General features: G+C 68.5%; 12 protein-coding genes. 6 read left to right on the forward strand and 6 right to left on the reverse strand.

What is annotated here, in order from left to right; all coding sequences use genetic code 11:
* Together APY03_RS27290 and APY03_RS40665 are read left to right on the forward strand one after the other, a co-directional pair.
* A partial coding sequence (locus APY03_RS27290) for a 6-phosphofructokinase (protein WP_232324438.1) occupies nucleotides 1-1,017 on the forward strand: 1,017 nt, incomplete at its 5' end.
* On the forward strand, nucleotides 1,017-1,265 hold the full coding sequence (locus APY03_RS40665) for a cysteine-rich CWC family protein (RefSeq protein WP_083944587.1): 249 nt from the start codon (nucleotides 1,017-1,019) through the stop codon (nucleotides 1,263-1,265). The genes APY03_RS27290 and APY03_RS40665, both read left to right, overlap by 1 nt.
* On the opposite strand, the gene APY03_RS27295 is transcribed toward APY03_RS40665, so the two are convergent.
* Nucleotides 1,213-2,439, reverse strand: a complete 1,227-nt coding sequence (locus APY03_RS27295; RefSeq protein WP_068681799.1) for a zinc-binding metallopeptidase family protein — start codon at nucleotides 2,437-2,439, stop codon at nucleotides 1,213-1,215. The genes APY03_RS40665 and APY03_RS27295 overlap by 53 nt on opposite strands.
* 120 nt (nucleotides 2,440-2,559) lie before the next feature.
* Between APY03_RS27295 and APY03_RS27300 the strand changes: the two genes are divergently transcribed.
* The 4 genes from APY03_RS27300 (at nucleotide 2,560) to APY03_RS27315 (ending at nucleotide 8,377) form a co-directional block, all read left to right on the forward strand.
* Nucleotides 2,560-4,011, forward strand: a complete 1,452-nt coding sequence (locus APY03_RS27300) for an MFS transporter (protein ID WP_068681801.1) — start codon at nucleotides 2,560-2,562, stop codon at nucleotides 4,009-4,011.
* Between the two features lie 27 nt (nucleotides 4,012-4,038).
* A complete protein-coding gene (locus APY03_RS27305) occupies nucleotides 4,039-4,803 on the forward strand; it encodes a class II glutamine amidotransferase (protein ID WP_068681803.1) in 765 nt (254 codons plus the stop codon).
* A gap of 94 nt (nucleotides 4,804-4,897) precedes the next feature.
* Nucleotides 4,898-7,108 (forward strand): TonB-dependent receptor, encoded by a 2,211-nt coding sequence (locus tag APY03_RS27310; RefSeq protein WP_068681805.1) that lies wholly within the window; start codon nucleotides 4,898-4,900, stop codon nucleotides 7,106-7,108.
* A 12-nt stretch (nucleotides 7,109-7,120) separates the two neighbouring features.
* Nucleotides 7,121-8,377, forward strand: a complete 1,257-nt coding sequence (locus APY03_RS27315) for a PepSY-associated TM helix domain-containing protein (protein WP_068681807.1) — start codon at nucleotides 7,121-7,123, stop codon at nucleotides 8,375-8,377.
* Nucleotides 8,378-8,383: 6 nt separating this feature from the next.
* Here APY03_RS27315 and gshB read toward each other — a convergent pair whose 3' ends face one another.
* From gshB to APY03_RS27340, 5 genes are all read right to left on the reverse strand, one after another.
* The gene (gshB, locus tag APY03_RS27320) at nucleotides 8,384-9,328 is read right to left on the reverse strand and encodes a glutathione synthase (RefSeq protein WP_174262772.1); all 945 of its coding nucleotides are present in this window, start codon (nucleotides 9,326-9,328) and stop codon (nucleotides 8,384-8,386) included.
* Nucleotides 9,328-10,605 carry a benzoate/H(+) symporter BenE family transporter gene (locus APY03_RS27325; RefSeq protein ID WP_083944588.1) on the reverse strand — a complete coding sequence of 426 codons (1,278 nt, stop codon included), beginning with the start codon at nucleotides 10,603-10,605 and terminating at the stop codon, nucleotides 9,328-9,330. Before APY03_RS27325 ends, gshB begins: the two co-directional genes overlap by 1 nt.
* Nucleotides 10,606-10,632: 27 nt before the next feature.
* A complete protein-coding gene (locus APY03_RS27330; RefSeq protein ID WP_068681852.1) occupies nucleotides 10,633-12,501 on the reverse strand; it encodes a potassium transporter Kup in 1,869 nt (622 codons plus the stop codon).
* Between the two features lie 163 nt (nucleotides 12,502-12,664).
* Nucleotides 12,665-13,963 (reverse strand): glutamate--cysteine ligase, encoded by a 1,299-nt coding sequence (gene gshA / locus APY03_RS27335; RefSeq protein ID WP_068681811.1) that lies wholly within the window; start codon nucleotides 13,961-13,963, stop codon nucleotides 12,665-12,667.
* Nucleotides 13,964-14,091: 128 nt separating this feature from the next.
* Nucleotides 14,092-15,429 carry a glutamate-5-semialdehyde dehydrogenase gene (locus APY03_RS27340; protein WP_068681813.1) on the reverse strand — a complete coding sequence of 446 codons (1,338 nt, stop codon included), beginning with the start codon at nucleotides 15,427-15,429 and terminating at the stop codon, nucleotides 14,092-14,094.
* Nucleotides 15,430-15,466 lie beyond the last annotated feature (37 nt).

A 15,466-nucleotide genomic window follows, 5' to 3' on the forward strand; every position in this document is an offset into this window, starting at 1 on the left:
AAGCTCAAGTCGCTCGAGAAGAACCGGCGCGAGTACGAGCGGCTGATCGAGGTCTTCAAGGCGCATGGCATCGGCTACTTCTTCTACAACGGCGGCGGGGATTCGGCCGACACCTGCTTCAAGGTGAGCCAGCTGTCGCAGTCGATGGGCTATCCGCTGCAGGCCATCCACGTGCCCAAGACGATCGACAACGACCTGCCGCTGACGGACTGCTGCCCCGGCTTCGGCTCGGTCGCGAAGTACGTCGCGGTGTCCACGCTCGAGGCCTCGCTGGACGTGCGCTCGATGGCCGCGACGTCGACCAAGGTCTTCGTGCTGGAGGTGATGGGCCGCCATGCAGGCTGGATCGCGGCGGCCGGCGGGCTGGCGGCGGACCACGGCATCCCGGTGGTGATCCTGTTCCCCGAGATTCCCTTCGACCAGCCGGCCTTCCTGGCGCGGGTCGATGCGCAGGTCAAGCACCATGGCTATTGCACGGTGGTGGTGTCGGAAGGGGCGCACCACCCGGACGGCAGCTTCCTCGCCGAGCAGGGCAGCAAGGACGCCTTCGGCCACGCGCAGCTCGGCGGCGCGGCGCCGGTGGTGGCACAGATGGTGAAGGAGGCGCTGGGCTACAAGTTCCACTGGGCAGTGGCCGACTACCTGCAGCGTTCGGCGCGCCACATCGCATCGGCCACGGACGCCCGCCAGGCCTACGAGCTGGGCCAGCGCGCGGTCGAGCTCGCGCTCGAAGGGAAGAATGCGGTGATGCCCTGCATCGAGCGCACGTCCGACGCGCCCTACGCTTATCGCATCGGAAGCGCGCCGCTGGACCAGGTGGCCAATGCCGAGAAGTTCATGCCGCGCGACTACATCTCGGCCGATGGCTACGGCATCAGCGAGAAGGGGCACGCGTACCTGCTGCCGCTGATCCAGGGCGAGGACTATCCGGCGTACCGCGACGGCCTGCCGGTGTACGTGACGCTGCAGAACCATCCGGTCGCGAAGAAGCTGCCGGCCTTCGAGATCACGAAGTGATGGGCGCGGAGCCGGGCGTCGATGCCTCGCGCTGCCCGGTGTGCGGCGAAGCCAACCGCTGCGCGATCGAACTGGAACGCGAGACGGGTCAGCCGCAGGGAACCTGCTGGTGCATGCGGTCCGGCATCAGCCCGGAGGCGCTCGCGCGCGTGCCGGACGAGGCACGGGGCCAGGCCTGCATCTGTGCGCGCTGCGCTACGGGTGTGCCTGCTTCGGGGCGCGCTGTTCCGAGATCACTTCGTGGATGAACTGCAGCTTTCCCACCGCCACCCGCGGCAGCACGAAGGGGTAGTAGTCGGGCTGGCCCATGCTGCGTGAGAGCTCGTTGAGCACGTTGGTGAGGCGGACCCAGCCGTTGAGGAAGTCGAGGAATTCGCCGGCCTCGGGATGCTCGGGCCGCCACAGGTCCGAAAGCTCGAACAGGTCGCTGGTGAGTTCCACGTTCTGCGCATCGACGCCGAAGCTCATCGCCGTGTCTGCGGTATCGGCCATGTGCAGGTAGTGGGCCCAGGTCTCGGCCCAGTCCTCCCAGGGGTGCGAGCTGGCGTAGCTGGTGACGAAGCGGTTGGCCCAGTCGGGCGGCGGGCCGCTCTCGTAGTACGCCTGCAGCGCCGCTGCGTAGTCGGCGCTCTCGTCGCCGAAGAGTTCGCGGAAGGGCTCGAGCCAGTGGGTGGGCTGGACCAGCAGGTCCCAGTAGTAGTGGCCGATCTCGTGGCGGAAATGGCCCACGAGGGTGCGGTAGGGCTCGCGCATCTCGGCGCGGATGCGCTCGCGCACCGCGTCCTCGGCCTCCTCGGCATTGAGGGTGATCACGCCCATCTGGTGGCCTGTCATCACATGCGGCCCACCGGGCACGTTGCCCAGAAAGTCGAAGGCCAGGCCGTGCACCGGATCGGCCAGCCGCGTGACCACCGGCAGCTTGAGCGCGAGCAGTTGCGAGACCAGCCGGCGCTTCGCCAGCTCGAGCTTGCGCCACAGTTCACCGTTGCTCTCGATCGACAGGTCAGGGATGGTGCGCGTGACGCTGCAGGCCAGGCAGAGGCCGGGCACCAGCCCGTCGGTGTTGAACGATGGATCATCGCCCTCGCGCGGCGCCGGCACCATCCAGTTGCAGGCCGCCGGCGTCAGCAGGTTGTCGCAGCGGCGGTAGGTCCTGCCCTGCGGATCGCCGAAGACGGTGAAGGTGTCCGATTCGGCAGCCTCGCGCGCATCGGGCGCGAGCGGCACCACGCCCAGGTGCTCGACCACATAGCCCAGCGGCGTGTGGCAGGCCAGGCACTGGCTGTTGCGCAGGAACACGGGCCGGCCGCACTGGCACTGGTACGCGCGGGTGACCGTCGGCGCCTTCAGCTCGGCGGCGAGCGTGGGTGCGGCCTCGGCCTGGGTGGCTGCGGATGTCTTGTCGTCGGTGGCGGATTCCATGTCTCTCTTCACTCGCATTTGTTCGCGGAAGAACGACGCGACATTGTCGAGGCGGCAGGCGCGGCGGCCGGGCGTTCAATGCCCGTATCCTTGTAGGACAGCCGAACAGGCTGCCGCACGATGATCGACAGCCCCCCGCCCCTCTCCCTCAGCGCCCGCTACGGGGCACGCTACCGCTGGCTGCTCCTGCTCTCGGTGATGATCGGGGTCATGGCGTCGATCATGTCGTCGACCATCGTCAACGTGGCGATCCCCGACATGAGCCACCATTTCGAGTTGGGCCAGGAACGCGCGCAATGGGTCAGCTCGGGCTTCATGGTGGCGATGACGGTCTCGATGCTGACAACGCCCTGGCTGCTGGCGCGCTACGGCTACCGCCGCACCTACGTCGGCACCATGGTGCTGCTGCTGGCCGGCGGCGTCAGCGGCGGCCTGGCCAACCACTTCCCGGTGGTGCTGGCGGCGCGGGTGGCCGAGGGGCTGGCAGCGGGAGTGGTGCAGCCGATCCCGGCCATCATCATCCTGCGTGCCTTCGAGCCCCACGAGCAGGGCCGCGCCAGCGGCATCTTCGGCATGGGCGTGGTGCTGGCGCCAGCCTTGGGCCCGAGCATCGGCGGCGTCCTGGTCGACCTGTTCGGCTGGCGCTCGATCTTCTTCATGGTGGTGCCCTTCTGCATCGCCTCGATCTGGCTGGCCTGCAAGTTCGTGCCGGTCACCGCGCCGGGCGGTGCTGTCGCCGCGCGCAGCGGCGGCCTGGACTGGGGCGGCCTGGCGCTGGGCACGGCCGGCACGCTGTGCCTGCTCAACGGCCTGGTCGAACTGCGCGGCGATGCGCCGCTGCAGGCGGCGGCGCTGCTCGCCTCTGCGGGACTGGCTTTCGGTGCGTTCATTGCCTGGCAGCGCCGGGTCGCGGCCGCCGGCGGCACGCCGCTGATGAACCTGGCTCTGTTCCAGCACCGGCAGTTCGCCATGGGCAGCGTGGTGGCCTTCATCTACGGCACGGCGCTGTTCGGCTCGACCTACCTGCTGCCGGTCTACATGCAGGTGGGGCTGCATCTCTCGGCCTCGCACGTGGGCACCATCCTGTTGCCGGCCGGGATCGTGCTGGCCATCACCATCGCGGGCGTCGGCCGGCTGGCCGACCGGCAGCCGACCTGGCTGCTGGTGTGCATCGGCCTCGCGCTGCTGGCCGTCTCCTTCGCGCTGATGCTGGTGCTGCGGCTGGACAGCGCACTCTGGCTGCTGGCGGCTTTCGCAGTCATCGGCCGGGTGGGGCTGGGTTTCATCCTGCCCTCCCTCAACCTGGGGTCGATGCGCCCGCTGGAGCGGACGCTGATCCCGCAGGGGGCCAGCGCGATCAACTTCCTGCGCATGCTGGGCGGCGCCGCCGGCGTGAGCCTGTGCGCGATCGTGCTCGAATGGCGGCTGGCCGCGCACGGCGATTCGCTGGCGAACCCGGCCACCAGCACGGCGCGGCTGGCGGCTTTCGACGAGGTGTTCCTGCTGCTGGCCGGCCTGTGCGCGCTGGCGATCTGCGCCGCCTGGCAGCTCCGGGAAAAGCGCGAGCCCTGAAGCCTTCCCTGCGTTCTAATCATCCGCATGTGCCAGCTTCTCGGAATGAACTGCAACACGCCGACCGACGTGACTTTCAGCTTCACGGGCTTCGCGCAACGCGGCGGGCGCACCGATCACCACGCCGACGGCTGGGGCATTGCCTTCTTCGAGGACCGGGGCCTGCGGCACTTCGTCGACCACCAGCCGGCCTGCGAGTCGCCGGTGGCCGAGCTGATCCGGCGCTACCCGATCAAGAGCCGCAACGTCATCGCCCACATCCGCAAGGCCACGCAGGGCGCTGTGAACCTGCAGAACTGCCACCCCTTCGTGCGCGAGCTGTGGGGACGCTACTGGGTGTTCGCCCACAACGGCGACCTGAAGGACTTCCGGCCGCGGCTGCACGGCAACTTCCACCCGGTGGGCAGCACCGACAGCGAGCATGCCTTCTGCTGGATCATGCAGGAGCTGGCCAAGTCGCATGCCGACGTGCCCACCGTCGATGAGCTGACGCTCACGCTGCGCGAGCTGGCCCCGCGCTTCGCACGCCACGGCAGCTTCAACTTCATGCTCTCCAACGGACAGGCGCTGTGGTCCCATGCCTCGACGAACCTCTGGTACATCGAGCGTCGTCACCCGTTCCTGACGGCGGAGCTCTCGGACGAAGACCTGTCGGTGGACTTCGCCGAGCACACCACGCCGGACGATCGCGTCGCGGTGGTGGTAACCGCGCCCCTGACCGTCAACGAGACCTGGACGGCCTTCGCGGCCGGCGAGCTGGCGGTCTTCGTCGACGGGCGCCGCCGGTCCTGAGAGGCAGGCGCCGGCACGGGAAAGTGCCAGTGGGGTGCGCGCTCGTTGATAATAACGGTTCTCATTTACAAAATCCTCCCCAGAGAACCGTCTCATGCCGCCTGTCCGCTGCCGCCAGCGCCCCGTCGCCCTCGCCGCCTTCCTGTCACTCCAAGCCTGGGCCGCGACGGCCCAGACCGGGACGGCGGAATCGGCCGGAACGCTTTCCACGGTGACGGTCGAGGCCAGCGCCGACGCCTCGGCGGAGGGCCTCACCAAGCCGTTCGCGGGCGGCCAGGTCGCGCGCGGCGGCCGCACCGGCATCCTCGGCAACCAGGACTACATGGATTCGCCCTTCGGCGTGACCAGCTACACCAACGAGCTGATCCAGAACCAGATGGCGCGCAGCGTGGGCGATGTGCTGCAGAACAACCCGTCGGTGCGGGTGGCGCGCGGCTTCGGGAATTTCCAGGAGTCGTACTTCATCCGCGGCTTCATCCTGACCTCGGACAGCGTCGCCTACAACGGGCTCTACAGCCTGCTGCCGCGCCAGTACATCTCGTCCGAGCTGTTCGAGCGGGTCGAGTTGCTCCAGGGCGCCAGTGCCTTCCTGACGGGTGCCGCGCCCGGCGGCGACGGCATCGGCGGTTCGGTCAACCTGCTGCCCAAGCGTGCCGGCAACGAGCCGCTGACGCAGCTCACGCTGGGTGCCTCCAGCGGTTCGCAGTTCTATGCCGCGACCGACATCGCGCGCCGCTTCGGCCCCGACCAGAGCCTGGGCATCCGCGTCAACGCGGCGCGCCGTGACGGCGGCACCGGCGTAGACAACGAGCATGTGAAGCTCGACGTGGCCTCCGTCGGCTTCGACTGGCGCAGCCGCAACGCGCGCCTGTCGGCCGACATCGGCCACCAGGAGCACCGGCTGAGCGAGACGCGGACCAACGTCACGCTGGGCACGGGCGTGGGCGTCGTGCCGGCGGCCCCGGACGCAAGGACCAACTGGGCGCAGCCCTGGAGCTACTCGAACGAGCGCGACACCTTCGGCACCGTGCGCGGCGAATACGATTTCGGCGACAACGTCACCGGGTGGTTCGCGGCCGGCATGCGCCGCGGCGTCGAGGCCAACTCGCTGGCCAATCTCACGGTGAGCAATGCGTTGACCGGCGCGGGCACCACCTATCGCTTCGACAACACGGCGATCGAGAAGGTCAAGACCGGCCAGCTGGGCGTGCGCGCCAGGCTCGCGACCGGGCCGGTGAAGCACGAGTTGGTGGCCGCCTACGACTCCTTCGAGTCGGACCGGAAGAACGCCTATCGCTTCGACTTCCTCAACACCCAGCGCACCAACCTCTACAACCCGATTCCCTCGTTCCTGCCCGTCTTCAGCGCCCGATCGCTCGGCGGCAACGACCTGAGCTCGCCGCAGACGACCGCGAAGAAGCGGCTGACCAGCTATGCCATCGGCGACACGATGTCCTTCCTGGACGACTCGGTGCTGGTGACGGTCGGCGCCAGACGGCAGACACTGAACATCGACAGCTTCGCCTACAACACGGGCGCGCAGACCGGCGACTACGACCAGAGCCGCACCAGCCCCGCGGCGGGCGTGGTGTTCAAGGCCACGAAGGAACTGTCGGTCTACGCGAACTACATCGAGAGCCTGGCCGCCGGCGAGACGGCGCCGGCCCAGGTCGCTGGCCGGCCGGTGCTCAACGCGGGGCAGGCGCTGGCACCGTATGTCGCCAGGCAGAAGGAGCTCGGCCTCAAGTACGACGGCGGCGGCCTCGGCGCGACCGCGGCGCTGTTCTCGATCGAGAAGCCGCGCGCCCTGCTCAATGCTGCCGGCAACTTCGCCACGGAAGGCAAGGACCGCCACCAGGGCCTGGAGCTGACCGCCTTCGGCGAACCGGTGAAGGGCCTGCGCGTGCTGGGTGGCGTGACGCTGCTGAACGCGAAGCAGAAGGACACGGGCAGCGCCGCCACCGACGGCAGGCGCGTGATCGGCGTGCCGAAGGCACAGGGCACGCTGGGCCTCGAATGGGACGTGCCGGGCGTGCGGGGCCTGTCTCTCGACGCCCGCATGATCACGAGTGGCCACAGCCATGCGGACGCGGCCAACACCCTGCGCGTGCCCGGCTGGACCCGGTTCGACGTCGGCGCCCGCTACATCACCGAGGTCTCCGGCCGCCTGCTGACGCTGCGCGCGCGCATCGACAACGTGGCGAACCGCGACTACTGGGCATCGGTCGGCGGCTCGCCCGGCGCCGGCTACCTGGTGCTCGGCAATCCGCGCACCCTCAGCCTGACGGCCTCGGTCGACTTCTGACGGGGGCGGCGCATGCGCGGCTTCTGGACGGTGATCCACCGGTGGCTGGGCCTGGCCACCGCGCTGTTCCTGATCGTGGCGGGACTGACCGGCGCAGTCATCTCCTGGGACCACCAGATCGACGACTGGCTCAATAGCGATTTGTACGAGGTCGACAGCCGCGGACCCTTCCGCACGCCCTTCGCCCTCGCCGACGCTGTCGAAGCGGCCGACCCGCGAGTCCAGGTCAGCTACCTTTCACTGAGTTTCGAGGAGGGGCACAGCGCGGTTTTCTTCGTGCGGCCGCGCATCGATCCGGCCACCGGCCAGCCGCACCGGCTCGACTACAACCAGGTCTTCGTCGACCCGGTCACGGCCGAGATCCGCGGCCGGCGCGACTCGGCCGCGGTGTCCTTCTCGCGCGAGAACCTGATGCCGTTCCTGCGCAAGCTGCACTACACGCTGCACGTGCCCGCACTCTGGGGGCAGGACCGCATCGGCTACTGGATCATGGGCACGGTGGCGCTGGTCTGGCTGGTCGACAGCTTCGTCGCGCTCTATCTCACGACGCCGCGGCGCCCGCGCCCCGCGCTGCCGCACCGCACGCCCGCGGGCTGGTGGACGCGCTGGAAGCCGGCCTGGCTCGTGCGACGCGGCGTGGGCGGCTACAAGCTCAACTTCGACCTTCATCGAGCGGGCGGCCTCTGGACCTGGGCGCTGGTGATCGTGATCGCCTTCACCTCGTTCTCGCTGAACCTGTACCGGGAGGTCTTCCACCCCCTGCTGTCGCTGGTCTCGAAGACCACGCCCGGCCCGGCGGCCGGGCGCACGCTCGCCCCGCTGGGAAGCGTGGTCGCACCGCGCGTGGACTTCGAGGAAGCGGTTCGGATCGCGCGCGACGAGGCGGCGCGCCGCGGGTGGACGACGCCGCCGGCCGGCGCCTTCTACAACGGACGGGCGGGCTTCTACAACATCTCCTTCTGGGACCGCGCCGCGCACGATACGGCCGACGGCATGGACCTGTCCAACCTCTACCTCGACGGGCAGGACGGCCGCATCATCGGCTCGAACCAGCCCTGGCACGGGACCGCCGCCGACGTGTTTGCGCAACTGCAGCTGCCGCTGCATTCCGGGCGCATCCTGGGTCTGCCCGGCCGCATCCTCATGTCGTTCATGGGCCTGGCGGTCGCTGGACTCGCGGGCGGCGGCCTGGTCATCTGGTCGCGCAAGCGCAGGGCGCGCCTGCTGCAGCTGCGCCGCCGGCGCGATATTGCGCTGGCGCCAAGCTGAGGCTGCTCAGCGCAGTTCGGCCTCCAGCGCGTCGATGAACATCGCCGGCACGTCGAAGCCGGTCTGCTCCGTGATCTCCTGGAAGCAGGTCGGGCTGGTGACGTTGATTTCGGTCAGCGAGTTGCCGATCACGTCGAGCCCGATGAGCAGCAGCCCGCGCTCGCTGAGCACCGGGCCGATGGCTTCGGCGATGCGCCGGTCCTGGTCGGTGAGCGGCTGGGCCACGCCCTTGCCGCCGGCGGCGAGGTTGCCGCGCACCTCGCTGCCCTGCGGGATGCGCGCCAGGCTGAAGGGCACGGGCTGGCCGGCGATCACCAGGATGCGCTTGTCGCCCTGCGTGATCTCGGGCACGAAGCGCTGCACCATGATGGTCTGCGCGCCGTGCCGGTTGAGCGTCTCGACGATGGAGCCCAGGTTCAGCCCATCGGCACGCACACGGAAGATGCCCATGCCCCCCATGCCGTCCAACGGCTTCAGGATGATCTCCTGGTGCTCGGCGTGGAAGGCGCGCACCGCATCGGGGTCGCGCGTGACCAGGGTGGGCGTGGTGTATTCGGCGAACTCCATGATCGCCAGCTTCTCGGGATGATCGCGCAGCGCGCGCGGCCGGTTGATTACGCGAGCGCCCTCGCGCTCGGCCTGCTCCAGCAGGTGGGTGGCGTAGATGTACTCGGCGTCGAAGGGCGGGTCCTTGCGCATCAGCACCGCGTCGAAGGCGTGCAGCGGGCGCTCGATCACCGCGTCTTCGCGGAACCAGGACTGCTGCTCGCCGGTCAGCACGACCTCGCGCACTTTTGCGGTGACCGGGCGGCCGCGCTGCCAGTTGAGGTCCTGCGGCACGCAGGCCGAGAGCTTGTGCCCGCGGCGCTGCGCCTCGCGCATCATCGAGAAGGTCGTGTCCTTGTAGATCTTGAAATGCTCGAGCGGATCGGCAATGAAGAGGATGTGCATCAGGATGTCTTTCCGGCGGTCGATGAAGGGCGGGCCGCATCTGCGGTGGTGGCGGCAGCCCGGATATCTTGCTTGATCTTGCAGGCAGGTGCGATGTCCCTGCCGGCGGAGGGTTTGCGGCCCAGCTGCTGGATCGCGAGCGCGAGCGCGCCGGCCGCCACGCCCCAGAAGGCCGAGCCGATGCCCAAGAACGTCAGGCCCGAGAGCGTGACAAGGAACGTGATCAGCGCGGCCTCGCGGTGCGGTTCGTCGCGCACTGCCGCGGCCAGGCCGCTGCCGATGGTGCCCAGCAGCGCCAGCCCCGCGATGGCCGCGACCAGTTCCTTCGGGAAGGCCGTGAGCAGCCCCGTGACCGCCGCGCCGAACAGGCCGATCACCACGTAGATGGCGCCGCAGCTCACGGCCGCGGTGTAGCGCCGCGCCGGATCTTCGTGCGCCTCGCGGCCCATGCAGATCGCCGCGGTGATGGCGCTCAGGTTGAGGGCGAAGGCGCCGAAGGGCGCGAGCACCAGCGTGGCGAGGCCGGTGATCGTGATCAGCTTCGAGATCGGCAGTTCATAGCCGGCGGCCCGGATCGCCGCCACGCCCGGCAGGTTCTGCGATGCCATGGTGACGACGAAGAGCGGCAGCGCGAGGCTCACCACCGCCTGCCAGCTGAAGACCGGCGGGGTGAACACCGGCATCGCGGCACTCAAATGCACCGAGCTCCAGGCCAGCTCGCCGCGCGCCGCCACGAAGACGATGGCGACCAGGAGCGTCAGCGGTACCGCGTAGCGCGGCAGCAGCCGCCGCGCCAGCAGATAGCACAGGAGCATCAGCAGCACCAGCGGCATCGCGGTGCGCGCTGCCAGGAAGGCCTCGAGCCCGAAGCGCGCCAGCACGCCGGCCAGCAGCGCCGAAGCCAGCGCCATCGGGATCCGGTTCATCACGCGCTCGAACCAGCCCGTGGCGCCGGCCACGGTGATCAGCAGCGCGCAGATGATGAAGGCCCCGACCGCCTCGCCCATTCCGTAGCCCTCGCCTGCCACCGCCAGCACGGCCGCGCCGGGCGTGCTCCAGGCGATCATCACCGGCTTGCGCCACCACACGGACGTGACCGCCGAGGTCAGGCCCATGCCGAGGCCGAGCGCCCACATCCAGGAGCTGATGATCTCCGGCGTGGCGCCGAAGGCCTGCGCCGCCTGGAACACGATGGCCACGGAGCTCGTGAAACCCACCAGCACGGCGACGAAACCCGCGGTGAAGGACGCGAGGCTCAGGTCCTTGAAGAAGCGCATGGAGGCGGAGGCAGGCGCCAGGTCCCGTCAGATCTCGATTTTCGAACCGAGCTCCACCACCGCGTTGTTCGGCAGGCCCAGGAAGCCGGCGGCGCCGCTGGCGTTGTGGTGCATCTGCGCGAACAGCTTCTCGCGCCAGGGCGCCATGCCGCTGCCGAGCGTGGGAATGACCACGTCGCGGGAGAGAAAGTAGCTGGTGGTCATCGGCTCGAGCTGGCAGCCGCGCAGGCGCGCATGCTCGAGCGCGCGCGGCAGGTCGACATCGTTCTTGAAGCCGTAGTGCACGATCACCTGCCAGCAATGGTGGCCGAGCGGCTCCATCTCGATGCGCTTGTCCATCGGGATCCACGGCACCTCGTGGTTGCGCACGGTGACGAACAGGTTCTGCTCGTGCATCACCTTGTTGTGCTTGAGGTTGTGCAGCAGCGCATTGGGCACCACGCCCGGCTCGGCGGTCATGAAGACCGCCGTGCCCTCGACGCGCGCAGGCGGGCTGACGAAGACCGAGTCGAGGAAGCCGCGAAGGTCGATGGCGTCGGCCATCTGCATCTGGCCCATGAGGCGGCGGCCTTCCTTCCAGGTCAGCATCAGCATGAAGATGGAGCCGCCGATCACCAACGGGAACCACCCGCCCTGGAACAGCTTCAGCAGGTTGGAGGCGAAGAACAGGAAGTCGATGACGAAGAAGGCGCCGGTGGCCGCGACACAGAGCGCCAGCGGGTACTTCCAGGCGTAGCGGATCACGAAGAAGGTCAGCACGGTGGTGATCAGCATGTCGGTGGTGACGGCGATGCCGTAGGCCGCGGCGAGGTTGCTCGACGAGCGGAACATGACCACGGCCAGCACGATGGCGACGAACAGGCCCCAATTGACCAGGGGAATGTAGATCTGGCCCGCGGTGCGCACGCTGGTGTGCTCGATGTTGAGCCGCGGCAGGTAGCCCAGCTGGATCACCTGCCGTGTGACGCTGAAGGCGCCGGTGATCAGCGCCTGCGATGCGATCACCGTGGCCGAGGTGGCTATCAGCACCAGCGGGATCAGCGCCCATTCGGGTGCCATCATGTAGAAGGGGTTCTTCACCGCCGCCGGGTTCTCCAGCAGCAGCGCGCCCTGGCCGAAGTAGTTGAGCGTGAGCGCCGGCATGACGACCGAGAACCACGCGATGCGGATCGGCCCCTTGCCGAAATGGCCGAGGTCGGCGTAGAGCGCCTCGGCCCCGGTCACGCACAGCACCATCGCGCCCAGGATGATGAAACTGGTGCCCGGGTTGTCCCACATGAAGCGCAGCGCGAAATGCGGGCTGACGGCCTTGAGGATCGCCGGGTGGGTGACGATCTGCGAGACGCCCAGCAGCGCGATGACGAGGAACCAGGCCAGCGTGATCGGCCCGAAGAAGCGGCCGATGCCCGCGGTCCCGTGCTTCTGCACCGCGAACAGGCCGAACAGCACGACCAGCGTGATGGGGATCACGTAGTTCTTGAAGTGCGGCGACACCACCTCCAGGCCCTCGACCGCCGACAGCACGGAGATCGCCGGGGTGATGACGCCGTCCCCATAGAACAGGGAGGTGCCGAAGATGCCGACCGCCAGCAGCACCTGGCGCAGCCGCGGCTTGTCGACCACCGCCTGCGAGGCCAGCGCCAGCATCGCGACCAGGCCGCCCTCGCCCTCGTTGTCGGCGCGCAGCACCAGCACCACGTACTTGAGGGAGACGATCACCGTCAGCGTCCAGAAGAACATCGACAGGATGCCGTAGACGTTCTCGACGGTGAACGGGACGTGGCCGTGCCCGAACACCTCCTTGACCGCATACAGCACGCTGGTGCCGATATCGCCGTAGACGACGCCGATGGCCGCGAGGATCAGCGCGGCGGAGGAGGATTTGGTCGGGGACACGGGAATCGGGTGCACAACGAGGGCGTCCGGCGTGGGATGCACGCCCTGGCGCCTCGTCGGCCGCAAGCGGCCTCCGCGTCGCCCTCCGCCCTCGGTTCTTGCGTTGCTGTGGGGTCGCTATTTTGCCGCCACCCGGACCCGCCGCAAGGCCGGGACTAAGAAATCATTCGTACGTCTCGGCGTCGGGATTGGTCGCTTCCATCTCATAGCTGGCCGCCACCATGGCCAGACGCCCGATCACCCCGTACATGTAGAAGCGATTGGGTGCGCTCGCACCCGGCTTGGCGCCGGGCTGCGGTAAGTGCGCACTCTCCGAAAAAGCCAGCGGCACGAAGCTCGCGCCAGGCAAATTGAGGTTCTCGTCGGGGCTGCGCTCCGCGTGCACCCGGTAGAAGCCGCCGACCACGTAGCGGTCCATCATGTAGACCACCGGCTCGGCCACGCCGTTGTGGACGCGCTCGTTGGTCAGCACGCCTTCCTGGACGATCAGGTCGCTGGCGACCCGCAGTTCGTCGTTGGCGGCGGCCGAGCGGTTGCGCGCGCGGCCGTTGAAGGCCTCCAGGTCCTTGAGGTCGCGCACGGTCATCACGCCCATGGGGTCGGCGCCGTTGTCCGCCTTGACCACCACGAAGGGCTTTTCGTTGATGCCGTATTCCTTGTACTTGCGCCGGATCTTGGTGAGCAGCGCATCGACATTGCTGGTCAGCACGTCCAGGCCCTTGCCTTCCGCCAGGTCGACGCCGCCCGCGCGCGCATACATGGGGTTGATCAGCCATGGGTCGATGCCCAGCAGCTTGCCGAAACGCTTGGACACTTCCTCGTAGCTGTGGAGATGGTTGCTCTTGCGGCGCACCGACCACCCGGCATGCAGCGGCGGCAGCAGGTACTGCTCATGCAGGTCTTCCAGGATGCCCGGCGTGCCGGCCGAGAGGTCGTTGTTGAGCAGGATGGTGCACGGGTCGAAGTGCTTGAGCCCCAGGCGCCGCCGGCCGCGCACCACCGGCTCCAGGCACACGCTCTCGCCGTGCGGCAGCTCGATCTTCTTGGGCGTCTTGATGGCCGGGTCGATGGAGCCCACCCGCACGTTGAGCCCCGCCATGTGGAAGATCTTCACCAGGCGCGCGACGTTGGCCAGGTAGAAGGTGTTCTTCGAGTGGTTCTCGGGGATCACCAGGAGGTTGCGCGCCTCGGGGCAGATCTTCTCGATCGCGGCCTGCGCGGCCTGCACGGCCAGCGGCAGCATTTCGTCGGTGAGGTTGTTCCAGCCGCGCGGAAAGAGGCTGGTGTCGACCGGCGCCAGCTTGAAGCCTGCATTGCGGATGTCGACCGAGCTGTAGAAGGGAGGCGTGTGCTCCATCCATTCGAGCCGGAACCAGCGCTCGATGGCCGGCATGGAGTCGAGGATGCGCTGCTCGAGTTCGTTGATCGGGCCGGTCAGGGCGGTGACGAGGTGGGGGACCATGAGGCGGCCTTGTTATGGGTGTTCTGCGACGAAAGGTGGAGTGGAATTGTAGGATTTGGGGGTGCCGGGGTGGATGACAAGCCGGCGCAAGGACGCGCGCAACCTTCGCGTACGGATGTCCGCCTGGGTCAGCCTCGAACTTCCCCCTGCCCCAGCACCACGTACTTGAGCGAGGTCAGCCCCTCGATGCCCACCGGTCCGCGCGCATGGAATTTGTCGGTGCTGATGCCGATCTCGGCGCCCAGCCCGAACTCGAAGCCGTCCGCGAAGCGGGTGCTGGCATTCACCATCACGCTGGCCGAATCCACTTCGCGCAGGAAGCGCTGGGCATGCATGTGGTCGCGGGTGACGATGGCATCGGTGTGGTGGCTGGAATAGCGGTTGATGTGGGCAATGGCCTCGTCGACGCCCTCCACCACCTTGATGCTGATGACGGCCGCCAGGTATTCCTCCGACCAGTCGGACTCGACCGCGTCGACCACCCGGGCGCCCGGCGGGAGCGCGCCCTCTGCCCGGAGGATGCGGGCGGCGGCGGGATCGCAGCGCATCTCGACTCCCTTGGCCGCGAAGATGGAGCCGATCTCGGGCAGGAAGCTTTCGGCCAGCGAGGCCGCCACCAGCAGGCCTTCCGCCGCGTTGCAGGGGCTGTACTTCTGGGTCTTGGCGTTGTCGACGATGCGCACCGCCATGTCGAGCTCGGCCGTGTCGTCGACGTAGACATGGCAGTTGCCGTCCAGGTGCTTGATCACCGGCACCTTGGCCTCGCGGCTGATGCGCTCGATCAGGCCCTTGCCGCCGCGCGGGATGATCACGTCCACGAACTCGGGCATGGCGATCAGCCGGCCCACCGCCTCGCGGTCGGTGGTCTGGACCAGTTGCACCGCGTCCACCGGCAGGCCGGCTTCGGCGAGCGCCTCGCCCACCAGCGCAGCCAGCGCCTTGTTGGACTCGATGGCCTCCGAGCCGCCGCGCAGGATCGCCGCGTTGCCGCTCTTGATCGCCAGGCTGGCGGCCTCGATGGTCACGTTCGGCCGGCTCTCGTAGATCATGCCGAAGACACCGATCGGTACCCGCATCTGGCCCACGCGGATGCCGCTGGGCTGCTGCCGCATGCCGATGACCTCGCCGATGACGTCGGGCATGGCGGCCAGCTGTTCGCAGCCCAGCGCGACGGTCTCGATGGTCTTGGGCGTGAGCTTGAGACGGTCGACCATCGGCGCCGCGAGGCCTGCGGCCTGCGCGCGTTCGATGTCGCGCGCATTGGCTGGTGCCAGGGCTGCGGCGCTCTCGCGCAGGCGGCGCGCCAGCGCCCTGAGCGCCTGGTTCTTGGTCGCCGCGGGGGCCTTTGCCATTAGCGCGGCGGCCGTCTTGGCCTGCAGCCCCAGGGCCTGCATGGTTTCGTTGACGTTGAAGGCGTTCATCGCCTGCATTTTCCCACGCAGGGCGCGCGAGATCGGTCGGCGCATGGAAACGCCGGGTTCCCGAAAGAGCAACGCCGCGAGG

The organism is Variovorax sp. WDL1, assembly GCF_001541225.1.
Lineage (GTDB): Bacteria > Pseudomonadota > Gammaproteobacteria > Burkholderiales > Burkholderiaceae_C > Variovorax.

What these genes read in the sequence shown, in the direction of transcription:
- APY03_RS27340 (WP_068681813.1), bottom strand. Translation starts at nt 15,429, where the DNA reads ATGCGCCGACCGATCTCGCGCGCCCTGCGTGGGAAAATGCAGGCGATG.
- APY03_RS27325 (WP_083944588.1), bottom strand. Translation starts at nt 10,605, where the DNA reads ATGCGCTTCTTCAAGGACCTGAGCCTCGCGTCCTTCACCGCGGGTTTC.
- APY03_RS27305 (WP_068681803.1), top strand. Translation starts at nt 4,039, where the DNA reads ATGTGCCAGCTTCTCGGAATGAACTGCAACACGCCGACCGACGTGACT.
- APY03_RS40665 (WP_083944587.1), top strand. Translation starts at nt 1,017, where the DNA reads ATGGGCGCGGAGCCGGGCGTCGATGCCTCGCGCTGCCCGGTGTGCGGC.
- APY03_RS27310 (WP_068681805.1), top strand. Translation starts at nt 4,898, where the DNA reads ATGCCGCCTGTCCGCTGCCGCCAGCGCCCCGTCGCCCTCGCCGCCTTC.
- gshB (WP_174262772.1), bottom strand. Translation starts at nt 9,328, where the DNA reads ATGCACATCCTCTTCATTGCCGATCCGCTCGAGCATTTCAAGATCTAC.
- APY03_RS27300 (WP_068681801.1), top strand. Translation starts at nt 2,560, where the DNA reads ATGATCGACAGCCCCCCGCCCCTCTCCCTCAGCGCCCGCTACGGGGCA.
- APY03_RS27295 (WP_068681799.1), bottom strand. Translation starts at nt 2,439, where the DNA reads ATGGAATCCGCCACCGACGACAAGACATCCGCAGCCACCCAGGCCGAG.
- APY03_RS27315 (WP_068681807.1), top strand. Translation starts at nt 7,121, where the DNA reads ATGCGCGGCTTCTGGACGGTGATCCACCGGTGGCTGGGCCTGGCCACC.
- gshA (WP_068681811.1), bottom strand. Translation starts at nt 13,963, where the DNA reads ATGGTCCCCCACCTCGTCACCGCCCTGACCGGCCCGATCAACGAACTC.